Origin of the sequence: Rhodococcus sp. EPR-157, from assembly GCF_001647195.1 — a bacterium.
GTDB lineage: Bacteria > Actinomycetota > Actinomycetes > Mycobacteriales > Mycobacteriaceae > Rhodococcoides.
Window position 1 is genome coordinate 1 of sequence record NZ_LVCV01000144.1, and the last position, 26,604, is coordinate 26,604.

Consider the following 26,604-nt stretch of genomic DNA (forward strand, 5'->3'; position numbering starts at 1 on the left):
TCGGGACCAACCGACTCCTGTTGTACGGCATCATGTTCGAAGTAGTATTCGCAGCTCTTGTGGTGACCGTGCCGTTCATGCAGGACATCTTCGGGACCGTACGACCGCCACTCCATCTCGTGCTGTGGTTGCTACCTTTCCCCTTCGTCGTATGGGGTTGCGACGAGATCTATCGATCGATACGACGACGACGCGCCGGCGATGGCATTCCCCCCGCATCTGTCGTGCCGGCTGCTAGAGGTCGGAAGTCACACGGATCGAGTCTCAATGCTCTCGATAACGACACACAACGGTGGCAGCGTCGTGAGCCGACAGATCGGAGACTTCGATGAACAACACACTTCCGGATTCGGCGACCATCAAGTCGGCAATAGAGCTGGCCCTGCACGCACCGTCAGTACACAACTCACAACCATGGCTCTGGCGGATCGACGCGGGAGTACTTCACCTGCACGCAGACCCGAGTCGCCAATTGCACAGCACCGATCCAAGCGGCCGCGAGATGTACATCAGTTGCGGCATAGCGTTGCAGCACACGAGGATCGCACTGGCGTCCCTCGGATGGAGTTCGGACGTCCACAGACTCCCCTCATCCGACGATCCGTACCACGTTGCCTCGATTCGCGTCCGCCCACAATCACCACTCGAGCATGCGGTTGCCCTTGCAGCCGCAATTCCCCTGCGACGCTCCGATCGCCGTTGGTACAGCTCTTGGCCGGTGCCTGCGGCGCACCTTGCGGCGCTGACGAGAGCGGCTGCAAGCGAGGGCGTCGTCGTCGAGCGTGCGCCCATGTCTGCGTTCTTTCGGCGAGCTGCTGTGACAGCCGCCGAAGCCCACTCGCACGACCGTCAATACCAGGCGGAGTTGGCAGCTTGGAGTGGGGACGATTGTGCAGTGGACGGCGTTCCCTCCGCCAATGTGCCAGCTGCAGAGTCCCCCTCGCCAGCACACGTGCCGATGCCCAACAGAACCTTCCCCGCGTCAGGGCTCGGACAAACCCGTCATGCCGACCCGAGCGATGATGCTGGCACCCTCCTGGTCTTCGGTACACCCGGTGACGATCGAGCAAGCCAGATCAGGGCCGGGGAAGCTGCCGGAAACGTGCTTCTCGAAGCCACGGTGATGGGACTGGCAACCTGCACGTTCACCGAGCCGCTCGAACTCGACGATACGCGGGACCTTGTTCGACAACGAGTGTCGACCACTCAGTGCTTCCCTCAACTGATCGTGCGTACAGGATGGGCGCCTGTCGGTGCCGAGCCCGTTCCTCCGACGCCTCGACGGCCACTGTCCGCCGTCCTGGAGGGTCTCGACTCGGAGTACGCGACAACGGGAGCCGAGTAACACCGCTTCGACCACACCCGACGACCCTCGGTCAGCAATCGCGGAGGACCTGTGTCTGTAATTACCACTCTCACAATGAATCCAGCGCTCGACATCTACACAACGGTGCCCCACTTGATGCACACGGAGAAGATGCGGTGCAGCGCCCCCAGGCGCGACGCCGGCGGAGGGGGTGTAAATGTCGCGCGCGCAATTCTCGCGCTGGGCGGGGCCGCAACCGCGGTCGTGACGACGGGTGACGACGCGGGTGCGCGTCTTCTCCGTCTGATCGAACGCGATGAGATACCGGTACGCGCAGTCGACATCGAGAACCCGACACGAGAGAGTCTCGTCGTCACCGACGAATCGACCCGCCTTCAGTACCGATTCGTCCTGCCTGGACCGGCACTGACTGCCCGCGACGAAAGCCGGTGTCTGTCGGTCCTCGAGCAGAATGTGGCCGACAATGGCTATCTGGTGGTCAGTGGAAGCCTTCCTCCCGGCTGTTCCGAAGAATTCTTCTCCTCGATGGACACACTCGCGAGAAGCCATCAGTGCAGGCTGATAGTCGACACTTCCGGTTCTGCTTTGTCATGGGTGAAGGGCGCCTACCTCATCAAGCCGAGCATCCGCGAATTGCGGGATTGTGTCGGCGCGGCGCTCCCCGACGTGCCCTCGCAAGCTGCTGCGGCACGAGACCTTATCAGCGCGAACGTCAGCGAAGTTGTGGTGATTTCCCTGGGGAGTGCCGGTGCCCTGCTCGTCACCACTGACGAGATCGTCCCGGTACCGAGTACTCCGGTTTCACCCGGCAACGGTGTCGGCGCGGGCGACAACATGGTCGCGGGCATCACTGTTGCGCTCGATCAAGGGTGGGGTCTTGTGGAGGCGGTGCGGTTCGGGTCAGCGGCCGGAGCAGCCGCAACACTCACACCCGGATCCCAGCCGTGCGTCAGAGTCGAAGCCGACCGTCTGTACAAGCTGCTGTCGACAGCGGCCTAGTGTGGCCGCACGGTGGAAACGTGACCGGCGGGGTGCGAATCGACAGCAGCGAAAACCGATTCACCACCGTTCATCGTGAAGAGCTTGCCATCGATGTTGATCCGGACTGCCCGGGCACCGCTCGGGCGCGTCGTGACGGTCGTCGAGGTGCGGTCACATCGAATGTTGATCCAGTGGTCGCGATAGCAGAGGTCGAGTTCGAGCGATCGGATTTCGACCGGTAGCTGTGGATGCAACCACAAAGTGTCACCTCGGACGTCGATACCTGTGTAGCAGCGTTGCAGGATATCCACGCTTCCCGCCATGGCCCCGAGGTGGATACCCTCACGAGTACTTCCGTGCTGGGTATCTTCGAGGTCGGCCGAACATGCCTGACGCAGCATCTCCCAGGAGTCTCGGCGACGTCCTCGCGCAAGGACCCATGCGTGTGCAACTTTGCTCAGGGTCGACCCATGGCTCGTCCTGGAGAGGTAGTAGTCGACGGTAGCCGGAATGGTTTTCGGATCGAAGTCGTATCCCATTCCCGCCAAGATATCGACCAGTTCTTCCGCACTGAACAGGTAGAGCAGCATCAGGACGTCGGCTTGTTTCGAAACCTTGTAGTTCACACAGGAGTCTCCCTCGGCTTCGAGGATCAGATCGAGCCGACCGATGTTGCCGTACCTCGCGCGATAGTCCTCGAGATCGAGTTCACGCAGTTCGGCGTAGCCGTGAAACTGAGTGAGGAGTCCATTGTCGAGAAACTCCACGCGCAACTGGCACGCCAGGTCGTGCCACCTGTCGAGCTCGGAGGCATCCACATCCAACCGGCCGAACACTCCGAATTCGCGCCCGTCGCGTCCGAGAATCCTGCACGCGTCCAACGTCCGATTGATACACCAGGAAACCATCACGTTCACGTACGTGCAGTTGTCGATCCCCTCGCCCGGACGCCCCGGGTATCCATCGTGGAACTCGTCGGGACCCATGACACCCAGAAGGTCGTATCGCCGGTCTTCCGCATCCCACGTTGCCCAACTCGCCCAGAATCGGGCGATCTCGACCAGCATCTCGATGCCGTACGAGGACAGGAAAGCGAAGTCCGCGGTCACCTCCCAGTATTGCCACACGTTGTATGCCACCGCGAGTCCGACGTGGAACTGCCGATTCGAGTGGTCGGGCATCCAGCGCCCAGAACGCGGATTGAGCAACACCCGTGGCGTCACGTCGCGTCCGTCGCTTCCGCTCTGCCACGGAAACAGCGCTCCACGACAACCCACTTCCTCGGCGCGGCGCCGCGCGGCAGGAAGTCTCCGATAGCGATACAGCAGCAGCGATCTCGACAACCCCGGCGCGCGCAAGTTCAGCAGTGGGAGAACGAACACTTCGTCCCAGAAGACGTGGCCTCGGTACGCCTCACCGTGGAGACCTCGAGCAGGAACTCCGACGTCGAGATCCATCGTATGGGGTGACAGGCTTTGAAGCACGTGAAAGAGCTGCAGATTGACCGCTCGAACGGTCGACTCGACACTGCACTCGACCTCGATGTTGTATCGGTGCCACAACCGACGCCACAGCCCCCGGTGCTCGTCGACGAGCTCTGCAAAAGACCGGCGTTCGCCAAGCATGGCCAGTGCCGCGCCGAGCGGATCTGCTATAGCGCGATCGCGCGAACTGTAGAGTGCCACAGTTGTGGTGACGCGCATGCCCGCCGTCGGCGTGACGCGTGCAGTGGATTCATGAAGTGCATTCGCGGGCCCGTCCACTTCCGTGCGAACCGGGGTGAGCGACTCCAAGCGCGAGGCCAGAACACACTCTGCGCGCGAATTCACGGTACGACAACGCAGCCAAGCCGCGCCGTCGACCGTTGCGCCCGACTCGTGGCCAGTCAGATGAGAGTTGCTCAGACCCCTGAATTCCGCGACATTGTCGTTGCGTACGTCGCCGTCCAACGCCGCACGTACGGTAACGGTTGCGCTGTAGTTCTCCGGCTCGATTCTTGTCTCCATCGCTGCGAGGTGCGGCTCGGCCATGGACACGATTCGCCGCTGCCGTAGCCGTGTCCGTCGGCCCGAAGCATCCTGATACAGGCTTTCCCGATGGAGTACTCCCCCCTTCATATCCAACATGTGGTGGTGATGACGCAAGTCTTCGTTGTCGGGCTTCAACCATTCGCCGCCGTCGATGGAGAACGTCGTCGGAAGCCAATTCGGCCACGCGACAATCGATTCGTCTTCGTATTCCACGTCGCCGATTGTCGATCGCAGCCTGTCGTAGCATCCGGCGACGTAGGTCCCCGGGTAATACACCCCACCCGAGAGTGCCTCCGGCAGGGCACCGCGGGTGGCGAAATACCCGTTTCCCAGTGTGCACAGACTCTCTCTGATTCCTTCGTTCCAAGCTGAGAATCCGACGTAGTGAAGCATCCAAGTCGAATCGGCGTCGACTGCGCACAACTCGCAATCGTCGTCGGCGGCCGCGGGACTGGTGGTGACCTCGATTTCGAGATCGGTAAGGTCGTCGACGACGACGTCTGCGTCCGTCGACAATGCGGCATTCGATTCACCGAGTCCGACGACCAGCCCGAACCCCCCTGCCCGTGCACCCTGAATACCTGCGACGGAATCCTCTACGACAGCACAGAGTCCCGGGGGGAATCCGAGCCGTCGGGCTGCCTCGAAATACAGATCGGGCTGCGGCTTTCCTGCGAGCCCTTGGTGGTCCGCGTCGAGGCCGTCGACGCGAACGTCGAACAGTCCACCGACGCCCGCCAACGCCATGACCTTTCCTGCATTTCGGCTTCCCGAGACAACGGCCGTCGGTATCCCCGCTATCCGAAGCCGTTTCACTACGTCGAGAGTGCCTTCGATGATTCGAACGCCCTCCGCGGCAAGAGTATCGAGGTAGGTGCTGTTCTTTCGTTCAGCCCATTCACGAACGCTCCCGCGCACCTTCTCATCCCCCTCTTCGTCAGGGAGGCTGAGCGAACGCGCGCGAACGAAAGTGCGGATCGCATCGAATCGGTCGCGACCGTCGATGTAGGCCTTGTAGTCGTCAGATGTGAAAGGGCGATCTCCCTGCCCAGCCTCACCGAGCAGGGCGTCGAATGTGTCCTTCCACGCACTTTCGTGGATCGCGGCGGTATCGGTGACCACTCCATCCAGATCGAACAACACAGCCGCAATCTCGCGGCCCTGAACCCTCACGATTTTTCGATGTCGGAGGAAACGCGTCCGCTCGTGCGGTCAAGATTTGCCTGCCCGCGCGGGGGTGGTTCCTGCGCGACGCCGAACACGATCCCCTCCCACCATGGCTGCAGTGGACTGGGGTCCCGCCACACGACAGTGTCCGGTCCAGGCGGCGAGTGCGGGAACATCGATTTCACCTCACCGATTTGTCAGCTGTAAAAGCCGCCGCAATACGATCCGCCCACGAGTCGATATCCGACCAATCTCGCGCGTCACCGTACCGGCCACCCATCAACCGAAATACGACTCTCCCGATTCCTGCCCAGTCGCCAGGTGAGACCTTGCCCGCAAACCATCGGTGGTCTCGCACATCGACAGACCCACGCAGATCGTGAACGGCGCGCGGGTCAGGATTTCGGGGGCGGATCACTGCGGCCAGTCGATTCGACAGCACGGTCGACGACGCACCGATCGAGGACACCGAGAATGTCCACACCTGGGTTCCGTCGTGCAACCGTGGAACAAGCTCGAGCAGAGCATCTTCCATGTCCGGCAGCCATTGTCCACCATGAATCGCGCTGCCCACCACGAGAGCGCTGCAGCGATCCACGACGCCGTCCCGCACGGTTTCGAGCTCGGTCGCGGTGTGGACCGCAACGATCACACCCTTGGACCGCAGACGTGCGGCGATACGCGCCGCGACCCCGGCCGTCGACCCTCGGCCGGTGGAATACAGCACCAAGATTTCGACGGGTGACCGTTCTGTCACTGGACCCTCCGCCACCGGAGCGAGGTCGGCGTGACCTCGACGAGCCTGCACGAAGGACTGCCGCGGAACTGCGGTTCCGGTAGCAGCCGAAGAACCGGCTTCGGCACTTCGCTGTTCACCGGACGAGCTACACCGTGGACAACTATGCTCGCGCCTCTGCCCGAACGTGCACCTACGTCATCGATCTCGATGACGATCGAGGTGTCCACGGAGGTCCGTGCAAGCAGAGACCTACCCTGTGCGTAGAAGTACATACGGTTGTCGTCGTCGAGGACATAGCGCACGTAGTCGACAGTGGGACCGGAGTGATCGACACCGATGACCCGTGCAACGACAGCATTCCGAAACAGTCGCTCCATCTCGGCTTCCCCGGACGGCTCGTCGTGCTCGGCGCAATCGACCACGAAGCAGCCGAGATCGCGTCGACGGTCAACGGTGGTCACGACGGCTGCTCTTCCCACGCCGCTGGACGTGGAAGTCACTCGCGTTCTCGAGCAGCAGTCGCTTCTCTGCGCGCGCGATTGTTCGCCGCGTGGCGGCTACCGCATCCGGAGGAACCGAGACAGAAGTGATTCCGCGATCAACCACGTGCATCGCCAGTGTCTCGTCTGTCGACACCTGTTGTCCGCACATCGAAGTGGTCATCCCAGCAGCGGTTGCGCGGGCGATGATCGTGTCGATTGCGTCGAGCACTGCAGGGTCCGTGGCATCGAACAGCGGCTTGCACAACTCCGAGTCTCGATCGACTCCCAGTACCAACTGAGTCAGATCGTTCGTTCCTATCGAGATCCCATCGATTCCCAGTCGGGCGTAGGCCGGCAGGTAGAACGCAACGGATGGAACTTCGGCCATGATCCAACGCTTCAACGTCCGGTCGCTTCCGAGGGCGTGGGCATGTACACGCTCGAGCAGTGTGCGCAGCTCCCACTCGGTCCGAACGAACGGAATCATCAAGTGCACGTTGTCATAAGTCTTGCGAACCGTCGCCAGCACGTCGAGATCCAATGCGAACAACTCGGGTTCTCCGAGGTACCGGAAGCATCCGCGGTACCCGATCATCGGATTGTCCTCGCGCGGTTCGATATCTCCGCCCTCCAACGCGGCGAATTCGTTGCTTCGAAGGTCGATCGCGCGGTAGATCACGGGCCGGGGTGCGAACGCACGTGCAATGCGTGAGACGCCGGCGGCCATCTTCGACACATACGAGTCGCGTAGTCCTGCCTCGATCATTGCGGAGGGGTGTACCCCACCGAGCGCTTCGACTGCCATGAACTCGGCACGGAGAAGTCCGACGCCATCGACATTCTGTGCAGCAGCAGCTTCTGCCGAATCGGGCGTGGAGAGATTTACGTAGATCGCGGTGGCAGTCACGTCCTCCACGGGTGTGCGTGGTAGGCGAGTGTCGGCCGAACCGGACGCAGTACGGCTCGTAGGGGCGGCCTCGCCACCGAGGACGACAGTTCCGTTGGTTCCGTCGACGGTAACCATCGATCCCTCGGTGAGAACCGATGTCGCGTTGCCTGTTCCGACAATAACCGGCTTACCCAGTTCTCGCCCCACGATGGCGGCGTGGCATGTGATGCCGCCCCGGTCGGTGACGATGGCCGACGCCCGACGCAGTACCGGAAGCCAGTCCGGGCGGGTCATCGACGCGACAAGGACTTCCCCTTCGAGGAGCCGCGATCCCTCGGACACCTCCCTCAGGATTCTGACCCGGCCGGACACGGTTCCGGGACCAGCTCCGAGTCCGGTAACTTGAACGGTTGGCGGCGCCTGCTCCGTCGGAGTCTGCTTGTCGGAACGGGAGTCGCTCGTCTGGGGCGGGGTGTGGGTAGTCAGGGGACGCGCCTGAACAAGCCAGAGCTTGTCGGCATCGAACGCGAACTCGATGTCTTGAGGACTTCCGTAGTGGTCTTCGACGGCCACTGCCATCATCGCCACTCGTCGAGCCTGTTCGTCGGTGAGCACGCGATGCCCTCGCAAGGCGACGGCAACCTCACTCGTCGTTTCGGTGCCGTTGTCGACGGTTGTAGCAAGCTGTTGCGATCCGAGACGCACGTCGACCGCATCGAAGCAACCCTTGTCCACGATGTAGAGATCGGGTTCGACCAAACCACCTACCACGACATCTCCGAATCCGACCGCAGCTTCGATCACCACGTGATCGGCGGATCCGGTGCGTGGATCCTGCGTGAACGCGACCCCGGAAGCATCGGCGTCCACCATCTTCTGGACCACCACAGCGATCGACGGTGTCCCCACATCACCTATCGTGGATCTGTACGAGATTGCGCGAGCCGACCACAACGACCCCCAACAGCGTCGAATCGCATCGATCAGCTCGTCTTCGCCCTCGATGTTGGTGAAGCTGTCGTGTATGCCTGCATAGGAGTTCGAGCTCGAGTCCTCGGCGGGTGCCGACGACCGCACTGCAACCCGGGCGTTGTCACCGAGCTCCCGGTACGCACGGAGAATGTCGGCGCGGAGCGCAGCAGGAATGTCGGAATTCTCGACGGCGCTGCGCCAGCCCGGTGCACGCTCGATCGCTCGGGATGCGTCGAGTCCTGCACCCGCAAGTGTCTCCACTATTCCGGCGTCCGTCATCGCACGCTCGTACGCGTCCGTCGTCAACACGAAGCCGGCGGGCACAGCAAACCGCGCCCGTCGAAGTTCTCCGAGGTTGGCTGCCTTTCCTCCCACCGAGGCGGCGTCGTCCAAACCGACCGTGTCGATGATTCGTACCCACGAGACGGGCGTCGTGGTCTGCTCTGCAGTCATCAGATCTCCACCATTCGGCCACTCAGCATGAATTTGCTGCACCCATTTCACTTCTCCCCGGCTCTCGCGGGTAGAGAAGTTCGTCCTCATCGGACCGGGACCAATGACCGTCGGGAAGCGACGTCGAACGCAGGACACAGCGAGTTCGAACCGCGGCTATCTTCCGCGGGCTGGCTCGGAAGCTACGCCGGCTCTCGCATGACACCAGCGTGGCGCACAATCCCGGACACGCCTGGAAGCTCTTGCGGGGCGGACCAGGTGTTGAGCCCATCCGTGCTGTCGGAGTAGAAGTACTTGCCTTCGGTGTAGGCGTCGTAATAGATCCGCCAGGTACCGTCCGGCAACTCGACGACGGCCGGGCCTTCGCGCAGCGTGCCCCAATCGCCGGGCGGAACGAACGAGTACGGTCCGAGCAGCGTCGGCGCAACTGCATGCTCGATAACCTTCTTGGTCTCGTTCTTGGTGAATGCGTGATACGTCGCGCCGACCTTGACCACGGTGGTGTCGATTCGGTCGGCGCCGATCCCTGCGAGCGGAACCGGCATGCTCCACCTGGTGAGACCCGGGTCGAGCGCCGTCATCAGGTACGGGACGAATCCACCACCTGTCGACATCGACAGAATGACGTTGACGCTGTTGCCGTCCACGAACCACTCGGGCGCCCACGCTTTGGTTGTGAACGGCGAGAGCGACGGTCCGTCCTGGAACCCGGCCGAACCCGAGAACAGCGGGTTCACAGGACCCTTCCCATCCCCCGTACCGGGCATCAAGAAGCAGCAGAACGGAACCGGCCAGGACCCCATCGGCGTCCAGTTCACGAGGTCGCTGCTGCGCGCGAAGCCGATCTCTGCCCCGCCACCGGTTGTGTAGGTGATGTAGTACGAACCGTCGGTGTGCCGAAAAATGCTCGGGTCACGCACAAGGCCGGACGGAGGCTGGTACGCCGACAACTGGACGGCGTCGAAATTCGTGGCATCCGCGGACTGGTACACGTCCATATTGGGATCGCTGTCGTTGCTGAACGCCACCATTGTGTATTTCCACGCCGGATCGGCGCCGCTACTCCCTGGTGCTGCGACCGACAAAGCTGCGACAGCGAGCATCACCATCGAGATCGAGGAAAGGCGGGACCGACTCGGCAGCGTCACCGATGCAGTATCTACGAACCAGGCGCACCATGCACAACTTCGGTCACATGGTCGACGGAATCGTTACCGACTGCGGCCGAGAGCTCACCGATGGCCTGGACCTACTGGTAGAACCCGTCTCGCAAATTGATTCCGTGCTCGACCCAGACCTTGAGCGCCGCGAGCATCCCAGTCCAACCCTCGCAGTTTCCGAAGGCGTTGGTCGCCCCGTCAGGGGTAGCCCTCCATGACGACTCGGTGATCGTCACCAGGGTGCGAGCTCCGTCGTCGATGGATTCGAATTCGAACGTCGTCGTGGTCATACCGTCCTCGGACGCTGATGCTTCGCCGGCCCAACGGATGACAAGACGGTTAGGCGGCTGAGCGTCGACCACGTACACCGGGAAAGCTCCCGGGAAGTCATGAAAATCCCAGGTCACCTCGCTGCCCGTTTCAAGCCGACCGCGCGCGCCACCGGTAGTGAAGTACTTGGAGAGCTGCTGCGGATCGGCGACGGCTTCGTAGACAGCGGCGATGGGGCGTGCGATCCGACCCGACACGGTGAAAGAGAGTTCTTTCAATTCGTCATTCATGTTGTATTTTTACAACATGAAGGACGAATTGCGCAAGAGCGGTGACGACGATGACCGGGTGTTCAAAGCTCTCGCGTCGCCGATTCGTCGGCGCATGCTCGACCTACTGAAGGAGGCCCCTCGAACGACCGGAGAACTGTGCGCGCAGCTTTCGGAGATCGATAGGACCACGGTGCTGCAGCATCTGCGGGTGCTCGAAGCCGCAGAGCTCGTGACGGGCCGAAAGGTGGGTCGCGAGCGTCATCTGGCCCTCGCACCTCTACCCATCAAGCGCATCTCGGACCGCTGGATCGGGCAGTACGCCCGAGCTGCGGTCGACATGCTCGATCGCTTGGACAGCGCGGATGTCGTCGGCCGCGAGACCTAAGTCCTCTATTTCAGGGACATTCGATGCCAGCGCGATCCCCTGTCTAGGCAATACGATGATGCGCACCGGCCAGAAGTCCCCCACCACAGCGGCAATCACGGCAGCGGCAATCAGGGCAGCGGCAATCAGGGCAGCGGCTCTCACCGTGGGAGGGGCAATCACGTGAGTTTCGCGGCGTTGGCTCTGATCACGACGGTCGGCCTGCTCGGTCCGCTACTGGCACTGCCGAGCCGCCTCAGTCTGCCGGTGATACTCGGCGAACTCGCCGCCGGAGTCGCCGTCGGGCACTCGGGAGTCAGCCTGGTCTCCGCAGACGATCCCACAGTCACATTCCTCGCCGAGATCGGTTTCGCGCTGGTGATGTTCGTAGCGGGAAGCCACGTGCCGGTCCGCGATCCGCGTCTGAAGTCCGGGCTCCGGATCGGCGCAGCCCGGGCCGTGTCGGTCGGTGTTGTCTCCACCGGCTTGGCGTGGCTGATCTGTACGACGTTCGACGTCGATCGGGTGGGTCTGTACGCGGTATTGATGGCGTCGTCATCGGCCGCAATCATCATGCCGATAGTCGAATCGGAAAAGTTGACCGGTCCTTCGGTTCTACCCTTGTTTCCGCAGATCGCCCTCGCCGACGCCGTGTGCATCGTGGCGGTGCCACTGGCGATCGACCCGCCCCACGCAGGACGCGCAGCGCTCGGTGCGGCCGCCGTGATCGCTGCCGCACTCGTGGTATTCCTGATCCTTCGACACTACGACGCAACTGGTGTTCGGCGGCGAATCCATCGACTGTCGACGAAGAGGAAGTTCGCTCTCGAGCTACGAATCAACCTGGCCATCCTCTTCGCCCTCAGCGCGATCGCCGTCTACACACATGTATCGATCATGTTGGCCGGCTTCAGTTTCGGTTTGGCTGTGGCCGCCATCGGAGAACCACGTCGCCTCGCTCACCAACTATTTGCCATCACCGAAGGATTTCTCGGACCCTTGTACTTCGTGTGGCTGGGTATGTCGCTCGATTTGCGGGCACTCGGCGCGCACCCCTCGATGATCGGATTGGGACTTGTATTGGGACTCGGCGCCGTTGCCGTACATGCCGCGATGCGAGTCACGAAGCAGCGAGCCGCGCTGGGCATTCTGGCCGCAGCTCAATTGGGCGTACCTGTCTCCGCCGTGACATTGGGTACGCAACTCGACCTGCTGTTACCGGGAGAAGCCCCGGCGATAGTCCTCGGGGCTCTGATCACGGTCGCATTCGCAGCCTTCGCCGGATCCCGGCTGGGTCGGTCACCCACTGTGCCCGACCCTCCTTCGTAAGCGCCGTCCGACGCTGGGAGTATTTCTGTTCGGAGCGTGACCGAGCGCGGGCACGAAGTACCAGGTACAGGCGCCGAGAACACATCCGGCGACCGCTCCAGTGAGCGCGCCGGCGGCGGCGACGGCCGCGAACGACCAGTCGGCTTCCGGCAGGCCTGCACCGACGAATATCACCGCCATCGCGGGGGCCCATCCAGCAGCGCTCGCCACTATCCAACGCCGAGCGCGGTCCACCACCGGATCGAGCACCCACGCCTGCGCGCTGCCGAGGAGAATTCCCATCACTGCTCCGAGCGCAAGAGCCCCGAGGACGATCAGGGCGATCGGAGGAGCGCTCGATTCACTGTCCGACGACATCGCCGACGGCAACGACGCACCGGCCCAACCAACGCCCGCGATCACGGTGGTGACCCACACCCACCGCCGGACATTCAGCCGCCGGAAGAGGCGGACCAACACGATTGCTTGCGCTGTACCCAACGCGGCGCCCTCGACGATGCCACCGACGACAGCGAGGGCAATTGCCATGCCAAGGTTGACGCCGATTCGATCGGACAACAATTGCGTCGACTTCGCGGCTGTCGCTGCAGCGGTCATTCCAATTGCTTCTGCAACACCGCAGGCAACAATCCACCGATCAGTCAGGCCACGGGCGTCGACTTCGGTTGCACTGTCGCTCACGGTAGCGACCTCCCTACGATCTCAACAACCGAGCCAAATACGTTTCCGTGCAACCCGTTTCATCTCCTCCAACTCGGATGGATCGAATGCGGTCGCCGGTACATGATCGAGGTGGCCCAGCAGCACGCCGAAGAAGCTCGAGGCGTCGATCCCGAAGCGGGCGATAATCTCTGCTGGTGGCCCACCGCCATGCCGATACCAGCGATGCGCGAACGCGAGCATCTCGTCAACGGGCATCGAATGATGGGCCGAAGATCGTCGGCCCGCACCCTGCGACGCGGACGACACCATTACGGCATGATTGTCGTTCACACTGGCCACCCGGAGGTCATGCTCAACAGGACGATGAAACCCTGCGTTCCTGCCACGAGACCGACCACAGCCAACATCAGCAATGGTGCACCGACGAACACACAGGCGATGAGCGAACCCGTCGTGACGGCCAAACTCAGCGGCGATGGTCTCACGATGAATCCCCGATCTCGACAATAGGCCCTGACCCGACAACGATGCTCGCATTTCCACACCTCCCCGCCGAGGGCACAAGGTCCTCACTGTTGGCATCCAAATGGGCAAAGGCGCCCGGCCACCACCGCTTGAAAGGTCCATCCATACGACCCAAACGGATGGATGGACCTTTCAAGCGGTCTGGGGCGAGCCGGGATCACACGATTCGGGCGAGGCGTCAGCAACGAAGAATCGGTAGTTTTGATCGCTACCCACCGATTATCTGAAGAGGACCCATGGCGCAGCCGACCGGCGTGGACACAGCGAACACCACTCGCGGACCGATCGAGTACGCAATCCGTGGAACAGGTACGCCGGTATTGGTACTACACGGTTCGCCCGGCGGAATCGATGCGGCCGAAGCAATGTCTCGTTTTCTCCCGACCGATGAATTTCAGGCGATCTTGCTCTCGCGCCCCGGGTATCTCGGCACCGAACTCGGTGACCGCCGAACCCCTGACGACCAGGCGGATTTGTATGCTGCCTTGTTGGACGAACTCGGCATCGGCAAGGTCGGCGTCCTGGCCTGGTCGGGGGGTGGGCCGTCGGCGTACAGGTTCGTAGCACTGCATCCGCAGAGAGCGGGCGCGTTGGTGGCGATCGCGTGTTTGAGTGAGCAGTGGGTGAATCCGACGCCCGACTTGTCGTCGCGGATCTTCCAGACAACCAGAATCGGTGACTGGCTGATGAAGAAACTCGTCGCGCATCAGCCGTTGCAGGTGATCCAGGGTGCCGTGTCCGATGAAAGCTCGCTGAGCGGTGACGAATTCGACGAGCACGTGAAGTACATCGCCTCCGACGAAACGAAGAAGCAATTCGTGCTCGATATGGCGCTGACCGCCTCTCAGGCTGGTAGCCGGAAAGCGGGCTGGGACAACGACCTGGTCCAGTTCGCCAAGAGCAGCGACCCGGGGTGGGATTCGATCAGCATCCCAACACTGCTGGTGCAGGGCAGTGCCGATTCGGACGTACTTCCGGAGAACAGCGCAAACGCGCACGCAGGGATCGCCGGTTCCGAATTGCTCACTTTGGATCGGGGTACACATTTCGCGTTCTACACCCACCCGGAGTCCGATCGAGCACAGGCGAAGGCGATCGAATATCTACGGCGTGTCGACTGATCCCTCAGGTCAGTCGACAGTGCAGGCCGTGACCGGAACATCGGCGAACCGATCCATCAAGAATCGGCTCGCTTCCCCGCCGTAGCCGTCGATCAGTTGCGGTCCGAAATGGTTCGGCAGGACGGCACCCGGGAGAATTGGGGGCAGTGGATTCGTTCGAAACTCCACAGACGCTCCCCGTTCGCACCAGTCCGTCGCCAACTGCCTGGCCTGCCCGTACGGCACAGTGTCATCGTTCAGTCCGCTGGTGATCATCACCGGCGCGGATGGAGTGCCACGGCCGATGCGCTGTTCTTCTAGAATCAGCCCGACCTCGGGAATCGACTCCAGATTGTCGAGCATCGACTTGCCGTCTGCGGTCAACGATTCGGTGCGCAGGAACGGGTGCGAGAGGATGGTGTCACCGATGCACTGTGTCGACAACTCGTCGAGGATTGCCCGGCCGCGGTCATTCAACCGTTCGTTCACGGGGGCCCTCAGTTCGGGGCTACGCTCGAGGAATCCGTTCAAGGCATAGCCGATGACGCCGCCGATCAGGTTCCCGTCGACGGTACCCAACACATCGAGTAGATTCGCGGTAGGCGCACCCGCCCACGTGCCCTTGATGTCGAGTTCCGGCGCATACGTCTCGGCCATCTCGGCTGCAGCGGCAGCGCCACCACCGCCCTGGGAGTATCCCCAAATCCCGATCGGCGCACCGGGATTACCCGAGAGCTCATTGGCTGCACGGGCGCCGTCGAGAACCGCGTGAGCCTCCTCCACCCTGTTCACATATGTGTGCACCCCGGGCGTCCCCAGTCCGATGTAGTCGGTCACGAACACGTTCGCGCCCATCGAACCCCACAGGGTCGACGACAGCAACTCCTGATTGAACGAAGCCGAAAGTGGCTGCGCTACAATGTTTGCCGAAGTCGGGAATGCCCTCGATGGAGCACATTGATCTCCCTGCCCGACTGTTCCCGGTGCGACGACGATCGTCGGACGAGGGCCGGCTCCACTCCACGGCACGTCGGTGGCGATGTACGTTCCCGTCACCCCGACAGGTACACCATCCTCGGTCTGCGAGGTGTACATGACCCGCTCGGCGTTCGCCGGGTAGGCCCCGTTCGTGCCCGGCAAAGATACGAACAACGACATCGGCTGCGTGCGAACAACTGTCCCCGGGGCGTCGGCAATCGACGCCGGCGGAATGTAGAAGTCGTCGACTGGGTCGGCGCTCGCTGTTCCCGCACCCAGGGCCGAGGTCGAAACGATCACAAGAAGACCGCCGACGAGAGCCGGCAACCTTCGTCCGTACCGATGCATGTTCTTCTCGTCCTTCATCGTCGAATTTCGGAGAGTGGCAATCTCAAATAATGGTGCCGATGTCGCGAGCGACGATGTTGTCCATCGCGCGTTCGGCGACTGCGGCAATGGTCATGGATGGGTTGCAGGCTGCAGTGTTGCCGGGCATCAACGCGCCATCGAGCACGTACAACCCACGTTGTCCGTGTACACGGCCGTCGAGATCGCAGACCGACCCCATGTTCGCTCCGCCCAACGGATGCCAGGTCGAGGGAAACAGCGCATTCGTATCGGTGAGGACGCTGCCCGATCCGGCGATCCGTCGAACCGTCGGATCGATCGAACCGTTCTGAATGACCGAATCGCCATCTGCCGGCCATTGCAGCACGGCCTCGTCTCGTGCGGAATCGTATCGAAAGTGGCCGCGCCCGTTGCTGACTCCGTAGCCCACGAGCATGGTGCTACGTGCATCGAACGACACGGGAGGTAGCGACGCTTGGATGACCGTGTGCGCCGAACGAGGGTCGTCCCAGTTCAGGCTGCCGAACACCACAGGACCACCTTGCGGTGCACCGAACTCCTGCTCGAAACTCGTCCACACGTAGATGCGGTCGGCGTTGGTTCCCCAGCCATGCCCCACATCGTCGGGTAGATCGGGAATGGAACCGTTGGCGGCAGCGCGCACCAGCATTTTGGTGGTGTTCAGGCTACCTGCTGCCATGATGAGTGCGCTCGTGGTCAGTATCTTGTTCTCCAGAACCGTTCCGTCGGAATCGATCCTGTCCACCGATACGATCCAGCGACCGTCGGCGGCACGTTCGATACCGGTGACGTTGTGCTGGGTCGCCACGGTCGCCAGGCCCGTCGCCTCTGCGGCCGCAATGTAGGTGACGTCGACGGAATGCTTGCCGCCGTTGTTGACCCCCATGGCACCGTCGCCGTTGGTGTACGACGGTTTCATCAGACCCCGGGTCTCGTCCAAGGCGAAGTTCCAGTCGATCGGCATCGGGATCTTCGATACCGGCAGTCCAGCCCGTCGTGCGTTGTCCGCGAACACCCGTGCGGCTTTGTAGTTGGGTGTGTCGACCAAGGCGTCGGGCGCTTGCTGCAGCTGCAGCATCCGAGCCACCCGCGGGTAGTGAACTCGGTTCATCATCGCCCAGTCGAGCGCGGACGGAAAGTGTTCCTCGAACACCGCCTGAGTCGGCTGAAGGGTCATCCCCTGATACACCAGGGATCCGCCACCCACACCCGCCGCACACAGCGCGGTCATGTTCTCGCCCGCAACAGCCTCGATCAATCCGACGTACGGGTCGAACGGAATGGGCCGACCGAAGAGGTTGGGGCTCGACGAATGCCACAGGAGTCGCTTGTCCGGAGCTGTTGCGCGCGGAAACGTCTCGGAATTCGGCCCTGTCGGCCAGCGCTTCCCGCGCTCCAGAACAAGAACAGGAACGCCGGCCTCTGCACAACGCAACGCTGCGACACCTCCGCCGAACCCCGACCCGATGACGATCACTAGGTGGTCCTCGCGGGTAAGAGGGATCGGCGCACGGCGCCCGCCCGGCTTCGCTTGCGCGGCACCTGCGACGGAGACCGTCACACCAGCAGCAGCGACTGCGGACAGAAAAGTACGGCGGTTGATAGTTGACACGTTCCCCCCACGTTTCCAAGCTCGGGCAAGCACGGAGACGTGAATCACTTCCCCGGAGGGAAAACTAGACACTATCCGGCACAAGTGTCAACTTTTGGGGATTCTGGGTTGCGAATCGAACGGTAGAACAGGCACCAACCAACGGGCGAGATAGCGGCGGAGATCATCGTCCTCGTGGATCGACGGGTCGTCGAACAACACCACCGACAGGGCCGCCCGTACGACGATGTCGGAAACGTCGTCGAGTTCCGCCGCAGTCAAGCCCGGATCGCGCTCGACAAGCACGTCGAGGAAGCGCCGCACGACGGGTCTGGCGCGGCCCATCATGCCCGGATCGAACAGAGGGTTGCCCTCTCGTAAGTGCAGCAACGAACGCAGAACCGGGTCCCGATGAAGCACGTCACGACCGGCGACGATCAGTTCGACGATGAACTCGGACGACGTTTCTGCCTTGCCGACGCGTGCTTCGATGCCGCCGACCAAGTCGACGAGCACACCGGTCATCGCTTGAGAAACCAGGTCTTCGCGAGTTCGAAATATCGTGTAGACGGTCTGCCTGGAGACGCCCGCTGCACGTGCAGCCGCCGCAATCGTGACCGCTTCGAAGCCCGACTCGGCAATCAGCCCCAGCGTGGCATCGATGATCTTCCCTCGCGAGCGCATGGTCGATTATCCCCCAGGTCCGGTGGGCGCCGAAACACCGATTCCGCTAGGCGGTCCACACGCCCGATGCGCGCATCGCATCCTCGGCCGGGTGCGGTGCGCGCATCGAACGGCAACGCGCTACTGGACCGACTTCTGCTTACCGCCGGTGACGAAACCATCGGATCGGAACGGCTGGAGACGAACGACGGGCTCTGCTGCTTCGCCTTTCTGGTCGTGGACGATGCGGTATTCCGCGCTCAGCTGCCGCAAGCTGGCGATGGAGAGTTGCTTCACGTGTTCAGCGGTCTCGGCGTCGGGTCGTTGCTGAGATCGAAGTTCCACATCGAGGGTCAGCGTCTGACGTTGGTCACTGTCGACCTCGCATCGGGCAATGAACCGTCCAGTCAACCTCGTGGTCAATGAGATGTGTTCGACGGCCGGCCGGAAGTAGTCAGGGTAGATGTTGACTGCACTGTAGATCGCGGCGACATCGGTGCGCCCATGGACGAGCAGATACGACCCGTTCGGATCGATGCCGTCAGCGAGCGCAGCGTATCCGGCGTGCGCGAGTCGTTCGCGAATGTCATTGCCGGTGAGGGTTTCTCCGCGGTCGTTCACGCGGTAGCGCACCAGCGGCAACACTCCCCCGACGGTGAAGAGGAGGTAGCCGTCGGAATCGACTTCGATGTAGGTGAATTCCGGCTCGTACTGTACGAACGCGGGTTGCTGCACGAGCTCCCCTGCGGTGTAGTCGCTCCCGAACATCACTGTGTTCAGAGCCTTGTCGCCCGCTGCACTCGCGCGAACAGCGATCGTGGCTGCTGTTTCGTATCCCACGAATCCGACGTCGGTCGCCCCGTACACCACGCGAACACGGTCGCCGTCCGGGTCGTCGAGCATGACGTGGACGAGCGAGCGCCATGCTTCGCTGACCGGTTCACCGCCGACGATGACTACGACGTTGTGTCGCCGGAGAAGATCACCGTAGGTGTCGAGGAGGTCCCGTGCGATCGGCGGGTAGGCGAAGATGAGAATCTGCTCGTAGCCGTCACCGGCCTCGGATATCACGTCGGCGACGGCCTCGGGATCCATTCCCGGTGTCGCGATCGACAGCCGATGTCCACGCCTGCGGAGTTCGAGCAGCATGGCGTACATGAACGCACCACCGACGTAGGGCCCCAGAGGAAACGTCACGAGTGCGAGGGTCGATCGGTGTTCGGTATCGGCGCACTCCCGCAGAACGTATCCGAACATCGCTGCACCGTGGTCCGTACTGCGCTGACCACGCGACCAGAACGTCGGCTTGCCGGAAGAACCGGCGCTGCTCGCGATCGTTTCGACATCTTCCGGACGTCCGGACTGCAGATCGGCCAGGCCGTTGATCCGCCGGTAGGTGTCCTTCGACGTCGGGGGCAGTTGCGCCAAGTCGGTCATCGTGGTGATCGAATCGATCTCGATGCCGTGCTCGCGGAGCAGACGGCGATACGCGGGCACCTCGAGCGCAATCGAGCGGACGAGCTGCAACGCTGCATGTACGGGGGCGTGTGGATCGGCCGTGTTCATGCCGGGACCACCTTTCGATCGTGCCCGCTGCCGTGGAGGGCGGTGGACGGGACTCACGGATGGGAACCCGTTGATCCGATCGCGGACCGCCATTGTTCGAATGCTCGAGAAACGCAGAACACTGGGCGAACATCGCCGAACGCGTTCCGACGTCGCGGAAGTTCAGGTCAGTCCCGGGCATGCCGGGCATCGTCTTCTTCCTGCAGCGCAGCGGCGTAGGCCTGCTGCCGCGCCGTGAGATCGAAGGGTTTCTCGCCCATAGCCTTTCCTTGGGCATCGATCGCGGCACACAGATCCGGTCCGGGTGGCTCCCAGCTCGACCCGGACTTCAGGCGATAGAAACCGGAACGGGAGATTCCGAACAGCGCTTGCCCGAGATGGGCATCGTTCTTACTGTCGGCACGCCGGCGGATTGCGTGATAAGCGGCATCGGTAGCTCGTTCGAAGTCTCGGCGCCGGTCTTCCAGGTCCTGTCGCGCGCGAATTCGGCGTAGATCGTTCTCGGTGACGGTCGGTAGCCCGGTGGTTTCGGGAGGCCCTGTGGGTCCCGATCGGGTCGGTTCCGGCCAGGGTGTGCTGTCGAGGTGGGTGAGTATCTCGTGAAACGTGCCGGCACCGATGACCCGAGGGATGACGTTGAGTTGGTGGCCGAATTCTCTAGCGCGCTCGGCGAACAACGCAGAATCGAGCAGTCCGTGGATCAGTTGTGCAGATGTCTGCGGTGGAGCAATGCGCACGAGGTATGCCAGCTGCGCGTAGTGTCGGTCATCGGCGCGGCGAAGGATTGCAGTGACTGCTCCTTTGAGTTTGTTGGAAGCCTTGACACGGAGGTTCTTGTCGAGCGGCTCCAACGATTCGCACGTAATACGGAGGTGGTCGATTGCCCCGTCGATCTGCCCGGTCTCCGCTTCGATGCGCAGGAATCGAGCGAGGTGCCGAACACCGGCGACATCGGTCTCGTAGGTTCCGGTGAGTCGCGGCGCGAACGTCAGCACGTGGACTGTCGGCCACTGCTCGACGAACGACGTCGGTTGGTGTGCAATGGTTTCGAGGAGGGCATTTCTTGCTGCCTCGACGACCACCGGCTGAGATGGCACCTCCGGGTGGGACGCGATCACCGGCCCGGGGGCGTTGCTCGTCGTGACGAACCGTGAAAGCAACGTGATCGCTGATGCGGTCGATCCCGCGTGCCGTGCGCTGATGCCGATGGTAGTGAGCAGGTTCGCCTTGCCTTCTGGATTGCTCGACTGCTCGAACCACGAGATGAGTTCGTCGATCGTGGGGTTGATGATGTCGCGTTGCATGAGCAACCGGAGCATGTCGGCGCCCGCTTGCTGGCTGCTGTCTTTGCCTGTGATCATCTGTTCGGTCCAGTGCCGCAGCAGAGTCGCGTGTGCCCGCAGACTCGCGTGGTTGCCTTCCCGGAGGAGAAGATCTTTGACCGTGCCGGGCCGGTCGACACGGTGAGCGATGGTCAATGCAGCGGCGACGAGTCGATCCGGTAGTTCGTGGGCACGATCGAGGGCGTGGTCCAGAAAGATATTCGCTGCCTGGCGGTCCCGCTTCACACTCACATCGATGCGAGAGAGGGCATCGGCAGCGCTGGCTGCGGCGGGTTCCTCCCAGACGATCGCTGCCGGGGCGAGCGCGACCAGGTAGTTGCCGGTGGTGAACAAGCGAGGATCGTGGCCATAGGTGCGGATCGAGGCGGAGAGGATGTCGTGGACGACGTCCACGGGAATGACTGGATCCATCAACACCTGTCGCGTGACGGCCGCCCACAATCCGGCACCTGGGGTGAAGTTCTGATGCTCGGCGGGCAGGTGGCCGTCGAGTTGCGACGACAGGACTGCGATCAGCGAGGTTCGGGCTGGGGACTCACTGACGAGGATTTGCGACAGGCAGCCCCGGGCGAGTTGTCGCGGTGCAGCGCCTCCGGACAACGCGAACAACCTGGTGAGCGTCGAGTCGATAGCTCGGCCGTGGTGGGAATCGTGAAGGCGCCGAAGAACAAGACCGACTGCGATCAAGCGTGCGCCGACGATCGGATCGCGATCTCCGCCCTCGTGTTCGAGCCGCGTGCACAGCTCGTTCACCCAGACGAGCCAGGCGCGTTCCCAGTCCGGCGTGAGGTGTCCGCGATAGACGTCGGCAGCTATGACGGCTGCGAGGGCATCCCGAACGACTTCTGCGTCACTGTCCCCGGATCGGTCCTGCACAGCTTTGACCAGATCTTGGAGATGTTCGAGAAACTCGTTGTCTTGCAGTGTGTCCCACGAATCGGCAACCATGTACAGATAGCGAGCGACGGTATGCTTACCCCGACGTGTCGACTTCTTCTTGGCCTGCGTCGCGGGGTCGGTGAGACCGTTGATCACCGCGATGACCCCGTCACGGACGAGATCCGGCGCGACCGGGACGAGGCTCCGAAGAAGGGCTCGGGGTTCGCTACTCGAACGGAGGTAAGACTGCTGCGCCTCGGCGAGTTCGGCATACATTGCGGTGCGGTGGACCAAGGAGGCGATCGCGTCCGATCCGCGTCCGACAAGGTATGCGGCAGTGGTGGCAATGGCGGTGCGCAGCTCGGCCCGCTGAATCCACAGCTGGTGGAGATGCTCGGCGACCAACACAGTGTGGCTGTGGACGCGGGGCAAGGTCCGCAGGAACCGGCGGAGCTGATCGTCGGTGACGGCTACGACGACGTCGGCGGTGAGTTCGAGCACTGCGGGGTGATGCGCCCAGACGGTCATGGCGATCGAGATCAGGTGCGGATGTCTCGTGTCGATGAGCGCCCGACAACTCGTGTGCACGGCGGGTCGTGCGATCAGGTCGGCCCAGAGAATGATCAGGGTCTGTTCGACAACAGCGCCGAGGAACAGATCATCCGGCGCCTCGGCCAGTCGCGAGATCAACCGGGGCAGTTCGCTGTCGGCGCCCCGAGCGGCGAGCCCCTTGGCTGCAGCGAACTCGAAGAACGTTTGATGAAGAAACCGAACACGATCGTCGGTAATGATGAGGACACCGCGCCGGGCCAACGTCCGAACGTGCCCATGAAGTTCGGCCTCATCGAGTGCGTGCGCACTCGAAGCCGCGGCCTGAGCGGCTCGCCGGACAAGGACGTCGACGGGCGGTTCGGGAGTTCCCAAGGCCAGCATGGCGATTGCCAGGAAGCCGGCAGTGCCGGACAGATCGTCCGCAGCGTCAGGAGGCACGTCAGGTCCGGAGCGCTGATCGGTGACTATTCGACGCGACCAGAACAGGTTGTACAGGCCGGTGACATCGAGCTCGAGGTGCGGGAACTGCGGTGCGGCCAAGGAGAACAGCAGTCGCAGCAGCAATGGGCTGGTGCAGACGTCGTCGACGAGAGTGCCGCGAGCGCGAGCGGACTGGATCGCCGCGACGGGGTGCGCGGGCACCACCGAGCCATCGGTGGAGAACTCGGCGATCAAGGCCTCGATCGCGGTGGGAAGTTCGGAATCCGAGGAATACGGGCCGAGGGTGCCCCTGTGCCCCAGGTCCGATGGAAGGCTCAGTCCCTCCAACGGTCTCGTGGTCAGAACTACCGGGACTCCCCTCCGTGCGAGCGTCTTGATCAGGTCGATGATGTCGTAGCGAGCAGACGGACTGTGCAGCAACAGATCTGCGGTGTCGAGAAGCAGGATCGCGTCGGCACGAGATGTGACCGCCGACATGATGTCCTCGGTCGAGGTGATGCGGGTGCCGTCATCGGCGCGTTGTAGCCATGTCGCCGAGACGAGCAGCGGATACCGATCGTGCTGTCGGAGCGCTCGGTGCAGGGACCACAACAGGGTCGACTTCCCGTGCCCGGCTTCACCGACGACGATCTGCGGCTCGGATCCGTCCCGGAGGGTACGGTTCAACAGGGCGTCTTCGATGTCGCGGCGCACGTACCAGTCTTCGGTATCGCTGCCACCGACCCCGCGGACGCCGATATCGTCGAGCAGGTGCTGCGACAGGCGATTCAATCGATCCCAGTGCACAGAGCCTGCAGCGGGGACACTCATTCAACCGCACCACGATTGTGGCTGCGCTGTCGCTTCGGGGTCATTGCGCCCGCGTCGCGACACCGGGCATCAACACACGCAGCACACCGTCGACGACGTCGACAGCTGTCTCGGTCGGTCGCGTCAAACACCGGATGAGCACATTGTTGGTGAGCAAGACGGCAACCTCGGCCACCGGCGCCTCGTCACCGAATACCCCGGCTTCGCGTCCGCGCTCGAGAATCGGGACGACCGCCGACGGCAGGTACAAGTTCTCCAGCACAGTGGTGACCGTGCTCGGCTGCTGGAACTGTTCGAAACTCAAGGCCAACAACATTCCCGAGCTCATTTCCCTGTTTCCCACCACGAATTCGGCCAACGCAACCAGTGTGCGCTGCAACGCGATAGCAGGCTCCACGCCCAGACGTTCGTCGGCTCGGCGCAAACGGAGAACCCGATCGAACTCCGGCTTCAGCGCGGCGACGATGATATCGACTTTGCTCGGGAACAGACGGCGGAGATCCTCGACTCGAATCCGCGCCGACGCGGCGATGTCGGCCAGGGTGACCAAGAAGTACCCGTTGTCGACGAACAACGCCTGAGTGGCTGCGATGACGTCCGCCTCCAGATCGCGGCTGAGAGTGTCGGGGACCGCGGTCGGTTCGCCGGGTTCTGATATAGGGCCGTTCCGGTCCGAGTGCAGTGGGTCGATCGCCCACCGCAGGATCGATTCGGTCGCGGAAGCGACATCCCGGGCTGTTACCGAACCCGGGGTCAGCATCTCGCGGAGCGCCAGTCCGTCGAGGAGTGCGCTGAGAACCGTGGACAGGGCGGTCAGCGACAGGGGTTGACGCACCGATCCTCCCTGAGACTGGATCACCTGGCCCACCACGGTCCGGAAGTCAGCGTCGAAGCGTTCGAATTCCGGAGTGACTGCCTTGCGGGCCCCGTCGTGGTCGGCGGCAAGCAGTATTGCGACGAGGCGACGCCTCATCAGCCCGGAGGTCAGGTCTTCGAACAGATCGGTCAGTGGAGTGGCCGCGTCCCGCGATCCGGTCTTCGGATGGGCGGCGGCGTCGAGTGCGGTGTAGTCGACGGTGAGGTTGTCCAGCAGGTCTGCGACGAACGCCTCCTTGCCGCCCGAACCGCCCGCGCGGGAGTTGCCGGGGTAGGTGTTGTGGAAAGTCTGATGCGACAGACCGGCATCGTCGACGACGGCAGAGATGGACAGCGATCGCGCGAGATCGGTCATATCGACTTCACCCAGAAGCCGGAAACCAGCCCGAAGGAAGTGCTCGCGCGGGGTCGGCTTGAAGTTCAACGACAACCGCCTTTACAGGACTTGAACGAAGCGAATTGGACGCCGAACTATATCAACCGTAGAGATCCTTCCGCTCGCTTTACTTCAAACTAAAGACACTTGTTGGAGACACTCCATTATCGAGACCTGTCTCGAAATTGTTTGTGTTGCAGTGCCTTCGCGGCCGTGTTCAAATTGCAACAAGTTCAACAACCCGCGTATCAGGCGGCTGCACAACGGTCACAGACGGTAGTTCCGATTGCATCCGGGGCAGTGTCACCGGTGCGCACCGGCATCCGAGGGGTGTGCCGGTGGCAAAGAAGGCAACGCCGTCAACTGGGTCGACACGCCTGCCGGGGTGACGGTACGACCACGCCGCACCGGAACGCGTGCATATCTCGAGGAGACACAGATGGTGCTGACCACTCATCGACCCCACGTACAGCCGACAATCTTGCCGCCCGACAGTGCGCCCACTCTGCGATCCCCGCTCGGCCCGAGGCCGCGCTCGGCCGTCGCGCCGACGCACGCTCCTCGAACACCGACAGGAGCAGCGCCGGTAGGAACTCCTGCACCGACATACGCCAAGCCCGGGTTGACCGAGCGTGAAATTACCGTCCTCGAGGCGTGGTTGGATTGTGACTCCAAGACCGACGTCGCGGCCCGTCTCCACATTGCGCTAGGAACGGTCAACACTCATCTGACGCGGATTCGCGGCAAGTACACCCGAGTCGGCCGACCGGCGCCGACCAAAGCGGCGCTCGTAGCCCGGGCCCTGCAGGACGGCATCGTCACCCTCGACGACCTCTGACCGAGGTCGGAAGCGAGATGTCTCGAGTGACGGGCTAGTCCGTCAACGTCGTGCGCGTCGACCAATCATCAGTGCGCGCTGTTCCGGCAAGGTCCAGCCGAACTTCACCGCGCACAAACGAATGGTCGTCGTCACCACTGTGCATGCAATCGCACCCGACACGACGGACCCCCCTCCCGCGACAACCACCAGCAACGAGCCAGTCCCCAGCAGTGCCGCGATCGCGTACAAAGACCCGACCTGCATCAGTGCGATGGGCAGGCCCAAGAAGATATCCCGTAGCGCCGAGCCACCCACCGCTGCAGCGACCCCGATGAAGGTGGACGGTATGACGGGTAGCCCGTTCCCCAGTGCTTTCGTCATACCGATTGCCGCATACAAACCGACGGTCAGGGCGTCGAGAGCGATAACCACGGGATCGATTCTCGAGATGATTCTCTCGAGGAACATGCCAGTCAGGGCCGCCACAAGTGCGCTGGTCAAGTACCAATTGTTGGTCAATGCGGCCAGCGTCACATTCAGGAAACCATCGCGTATGAGACTGCCGCCGAGTCCGGTGAACGTCCCTACGAGCACTATCCCGAGGAGGTCGATACGGC

23 protein-coding genes are annotated in these 26,604 nt (G+C 62.6%); 7 read left to right on the forward strand and 16 right to left on the reverse strand.

The window, feature by feature from the left end:
• Positions 1 to 17 precede the first annotated feature (17 nt).
• From A2J03_RS05755 to A2J03_RS05765, 3 genes are read left to right on the forward strand one after another with little or no spacing between them, the layout of a single operon-like run.
• The gene (locus A2J03_RS05755; protein ID WP_269455176.1) at positions 18 to 332 is read left to right on the forward strand and encodes a cation-translocating P-type ATPase C-terminal domain-containing protein; all 315 of its coding nucleotides are present in this window, start codon (positions 18 to 20) and stop codon (positions 330 to 332) included.
• The gene (locus A2J03_RS05760; RefSeq protein ID WP_068370632.1) at positions 329 to 1,345 is read left to right on the forward strand and encodes an Acg family FMN-binding oxidoreductase; all 1,017 of its coding nucleotides are present in this window, start codon (positions 329 to 331) and stop codon (positions 1,343 to 1,345) included. Before A2J03_RS05755 ends, A2J03_RS05760 begins: the two co-directional genes overlap by 4 nt.
• Before the next feature lie 51 nt (positions 1,346 to 1,396).
• Positions 1,397 to 2,326, forward strand: coding sequence for a 1-phosphofructokinase family hexose kinase (locus tag A2J03_RS05765; protein WP_269455175.1), 930 nt, complete (start codon positions 1,397 to 1,399; stop codon positions 2,324 to 2,326).
• Here A2J03_RS05765 and A2J03_RS05770 read toward each other — a convergent pair.
• The 6 genes from A2J03_RS05770 to A2J03_RS05800 all read right to left on the reverse strand — a co-directional run bounded on the left by A2J03_RS05770 (position 2,323) and on the right by A2J03_RS05800 (position 10,760).
• Positions 2,323 to 5,511, reverse strand: a complete 3,189-nt coding sequence (locus A2J03_RS05770) for an HAD-IA family hydrolase (protein WP_082897620.1) — start codon at positions 5,509 to 5,511, stop codon at positions 2,323 to 2,325. The two genes, A2J03_RS05765 and A2J03_RS05770, sit on opposite strands and share 4 nt — an antisense overlap.
• A 175-nt stretch (positions 5,512 to 5,686) precedes the next feature.
• Entirely contained in the window at positions 5,687 to 6,262 is a 576-nt protein-coding gene (locus tag A2J03_RS05780; protein WP_231912388.1) for a flavodoxin domain-containing protein, read from the reverse strand.
• A complete protein-coding gene (locus A2J03_RS05785; protein WP_156520222.1) occupies positions 6,259 to 6,705 on the reverse strand; it encodes a hypothetical protein in 447 nt (148 codons plus the stop codon). The genes A2J03_RS05780 and A2J03_RS05785 overlap by 4 nt, the downstream gene beginning before the upstream one ends.
• Positions 6,692 to 9,040, reverse strand: a complete 2,349-nt coding sequence (gene ppsA / locus A2J03_RS05790) for a phosphoenolpyruvate synthase (RefSeq protein ID WP_068370655.1) — start codon at positions 9,038 to 9,040, stop codon at positions 6,692 to 6,694. The genes A2J03_RS05785 and ppsA overlap by 14 nt, the downstream gene beginning before the upstream one ends.
• Positions 9,041 to 9,222: 182 nt before the next feature.
• Entirely contained in the window at positions 9,223 to 10,149 is a 927-nt protein-coding gene (locus A2J03_RS05795) for a glycoside hydrolase family 43 protein (protein ID WP_068370658.1), read from the reverse strand.
• Positions 10,150 to 10,289: 140 nt separating this feature from the next.
• Positions 10,290 to 10,760 carry an SRPBCC family protein gene (locus tag A2J03_RS05800; protein ID WP_068370663.1) on the reverse strand — a complete coding sequence of 157 codons (471 nt, stop codon included), beginning with the start codon at positions 10,758 to 10,760 and terminating at the stop codon, positions 10,290 to 10,292.
• 16 nt (positions 10,761 to 10,776) lie between these two features.
• On the opposite strand from A2J03_RS05800, the gene A2J03_RS05805 reads away from it, so the two are divergent.
• Positions 10,777 to 11,127, forward strand: coding sequence for an ArsR/SmtB family transcription factor (locus tag A2J03_RS05805; RefSeq protein WP_442971325.1), 351 nt, complete (start codon positions 10,777 to 10,779; stop codon positions 11,125 to 11,127).
• Between the two features lie 162 nt (positions 11,128 to 11,289).
• A complete protein-coding gene (locus A2J03_RS05810) occupies positions 11,290 to 12,435 on the forward strand; it encodes a cation:proton antiporter (RefSeq protein ID WP_068370667.1) in 1,146 nt (381 codons plus the stop codon).
• On the opposite strand, the gene A2J03_RS05815 is transcribed toward A2J03_RS05810, so the two are convergent.
• The 3 genes from A2J03_RS05815 to A2J03_RS30380 form a co-directional block, all read right to left on the reverse strand.
• Positions 12,406 to 13,116, reverse strand: a complete 711-nt coding sequence (locus tag A2J03_RS05815) for a hypothetical protein (RefSeq protein WP_156520223.1) — start codon at positions 13,114 to 13,116, stop codon at positions 12,406 to 12,408. The two genes, A2J03_RS05810 and A2J03_RS05815, sit on opposite strands and share 30 nt — an antisense overlap.
• Positions 13,117 to 13,137: 21 nt before the next feature.
• Complete coding sequence (locus tag A2J03_RS29765) at positions 13,138 to 13,353, reverse strand: DUF3263 domain-containing protein (protein ID WP_082897623.1); 216 nt, start codon at positions 13,351 to 13,353, stop codon at positions 13,138 to 13,140.
• Between the two features lie 71 nt (positions 13,354 to 13,424).
• Positions 13,425 to 13,583, reverse strand: coding sequence for a hypothetical protein (locus A2J03_RS30380; RefSeq protein ID WP_156520224.1), 159 nt, complete (start codon positions 13,581 to 13,583; stop codon positions 13,425 to 13,427).
• A gap of 276 nt (positions 13,584 to 13,859) precedes the next feature.
• Between A2J03_RS30380 and A2J03_RS05825 the strand changes: the two genes are divergently transcribed.
• Complete coding sequence (locus A2J03_RS05825; protein WP_068370672.1) at positions 13,860 to 14,744, forward strand: alpha/beta fold hydrolase; 885 nt, start codon at positions 13,860 to 13,862, stop codon at positions 14,742 to 14,744.
• Positions 14,745 to 14,753: 9 nt separating this feature from the next.
• Here the strand turns inward: A2J03_RS05825 and A2J03_RS05830 are convergent, their stop codons facing one another.
• The 6 genes from A2J03_RS05830 to A2J03_RS05855 all read right to left on the reverse strand — a co-directional run bounded on the left by A2J03_RS05830 (position 14,754) and on the right by A2J03_RS05855 (position 25,215).
• Positions 14,754 to 16,067 (reverse strand): lipase family protein, encoded by a 1,314-nt coding sequence (locus A2J03_RS05830; RefSeq protein ID WP_082897621.1) that lies wholly within the window; start codon positions 16,065 to 16,067, stop codon positions 14,754 to 14,756.
• Between the two features lie 25 nt (positions 16,068 to 16,092).
• A complete protein-coding gene (locus A2J03_RS05835; protein WP_068370675.1) occupies positions 16,093 to 17,682 on the reverse strand; it encodes a GMC oxidoreductase in 1,590 nt (529 codons plus the stop codon).
• Between the two features lie 87 nt (positions 17,683 to 17,769).
• Positions 17,770 to 18,345 (reverse strand): TetR/AcrR family transcriptional regulator, encoded by a 576-nt coding sequence (locus A2J03_RS05840; RefSeq protein ID WP_068370678.1) that lies wholly within the window; start codon positions 18,343 to 18,345, stop codon positions 17,770 to 17,772.
• 120 nt (positions 18,346 to 18,465) lie between these two features.
• A complete protein-coding gene (locus A2J03_RS05845) occupies positions 18,466 to 19,890 on the reverse strand; it encodes a phenylacetate--CoA ligase family protein (protein ID WP_068370680.1) in 1,425 nt (474 codons plus the stop codon).
• Positions 19,891 to 20,057: 167 nt separating this feature from the next.
• Positions 20,058 to 23,915, reverse strand: coding sequence for a hypothetical protein (locus A2J03_RS05850; RefSeq protein WP_068370684.1), 3,858 nt, complete (start codon positions 23,913 to 23,915; stop codon positions 20,058 to 20,060).
• 40 nt (positions 23,916 to 23,955) lie between these two features.
• Entirely contained in the window at positions 23,956 to 25,215 is a 1,260-nt protein-coding gene (locus A2J03_RS05855) for a TetR/AcrR family transcriptional regulator (RefSeq protein WP_156520225.1), read from the reverse strand.
• 391 nt (positions 25,216 to 25,606) lie between these two features.
• On the opposite strand from A2J03_RS05855, the gene A2J03_RS29770 reads away from it, so the two are divergent.
• Entirely contained in the window at positions 25,607 to 26,005 is a 399-nt protein-coding gene (locus A2J03_RS29770) for a helix-turn-helix domain-containing protein (protein ID WP_082897624.1), read from the forward strand.
• A 42-nt stretch (positions 26,006 to 26,047) separates the two neighbouring features.
• Here the strand turns inward: A2J03_RS29770 and A2J03_RS05865 are convergent.
• Positions 26,048 to 26,604, reverse strand: a 557-nt coding sequence (locus A2J03_RS05865; protein WP_156520226.1) for a trimeric intracellular cation channel family protein, incomplete at its 5' end; no start/stop codon positions are given.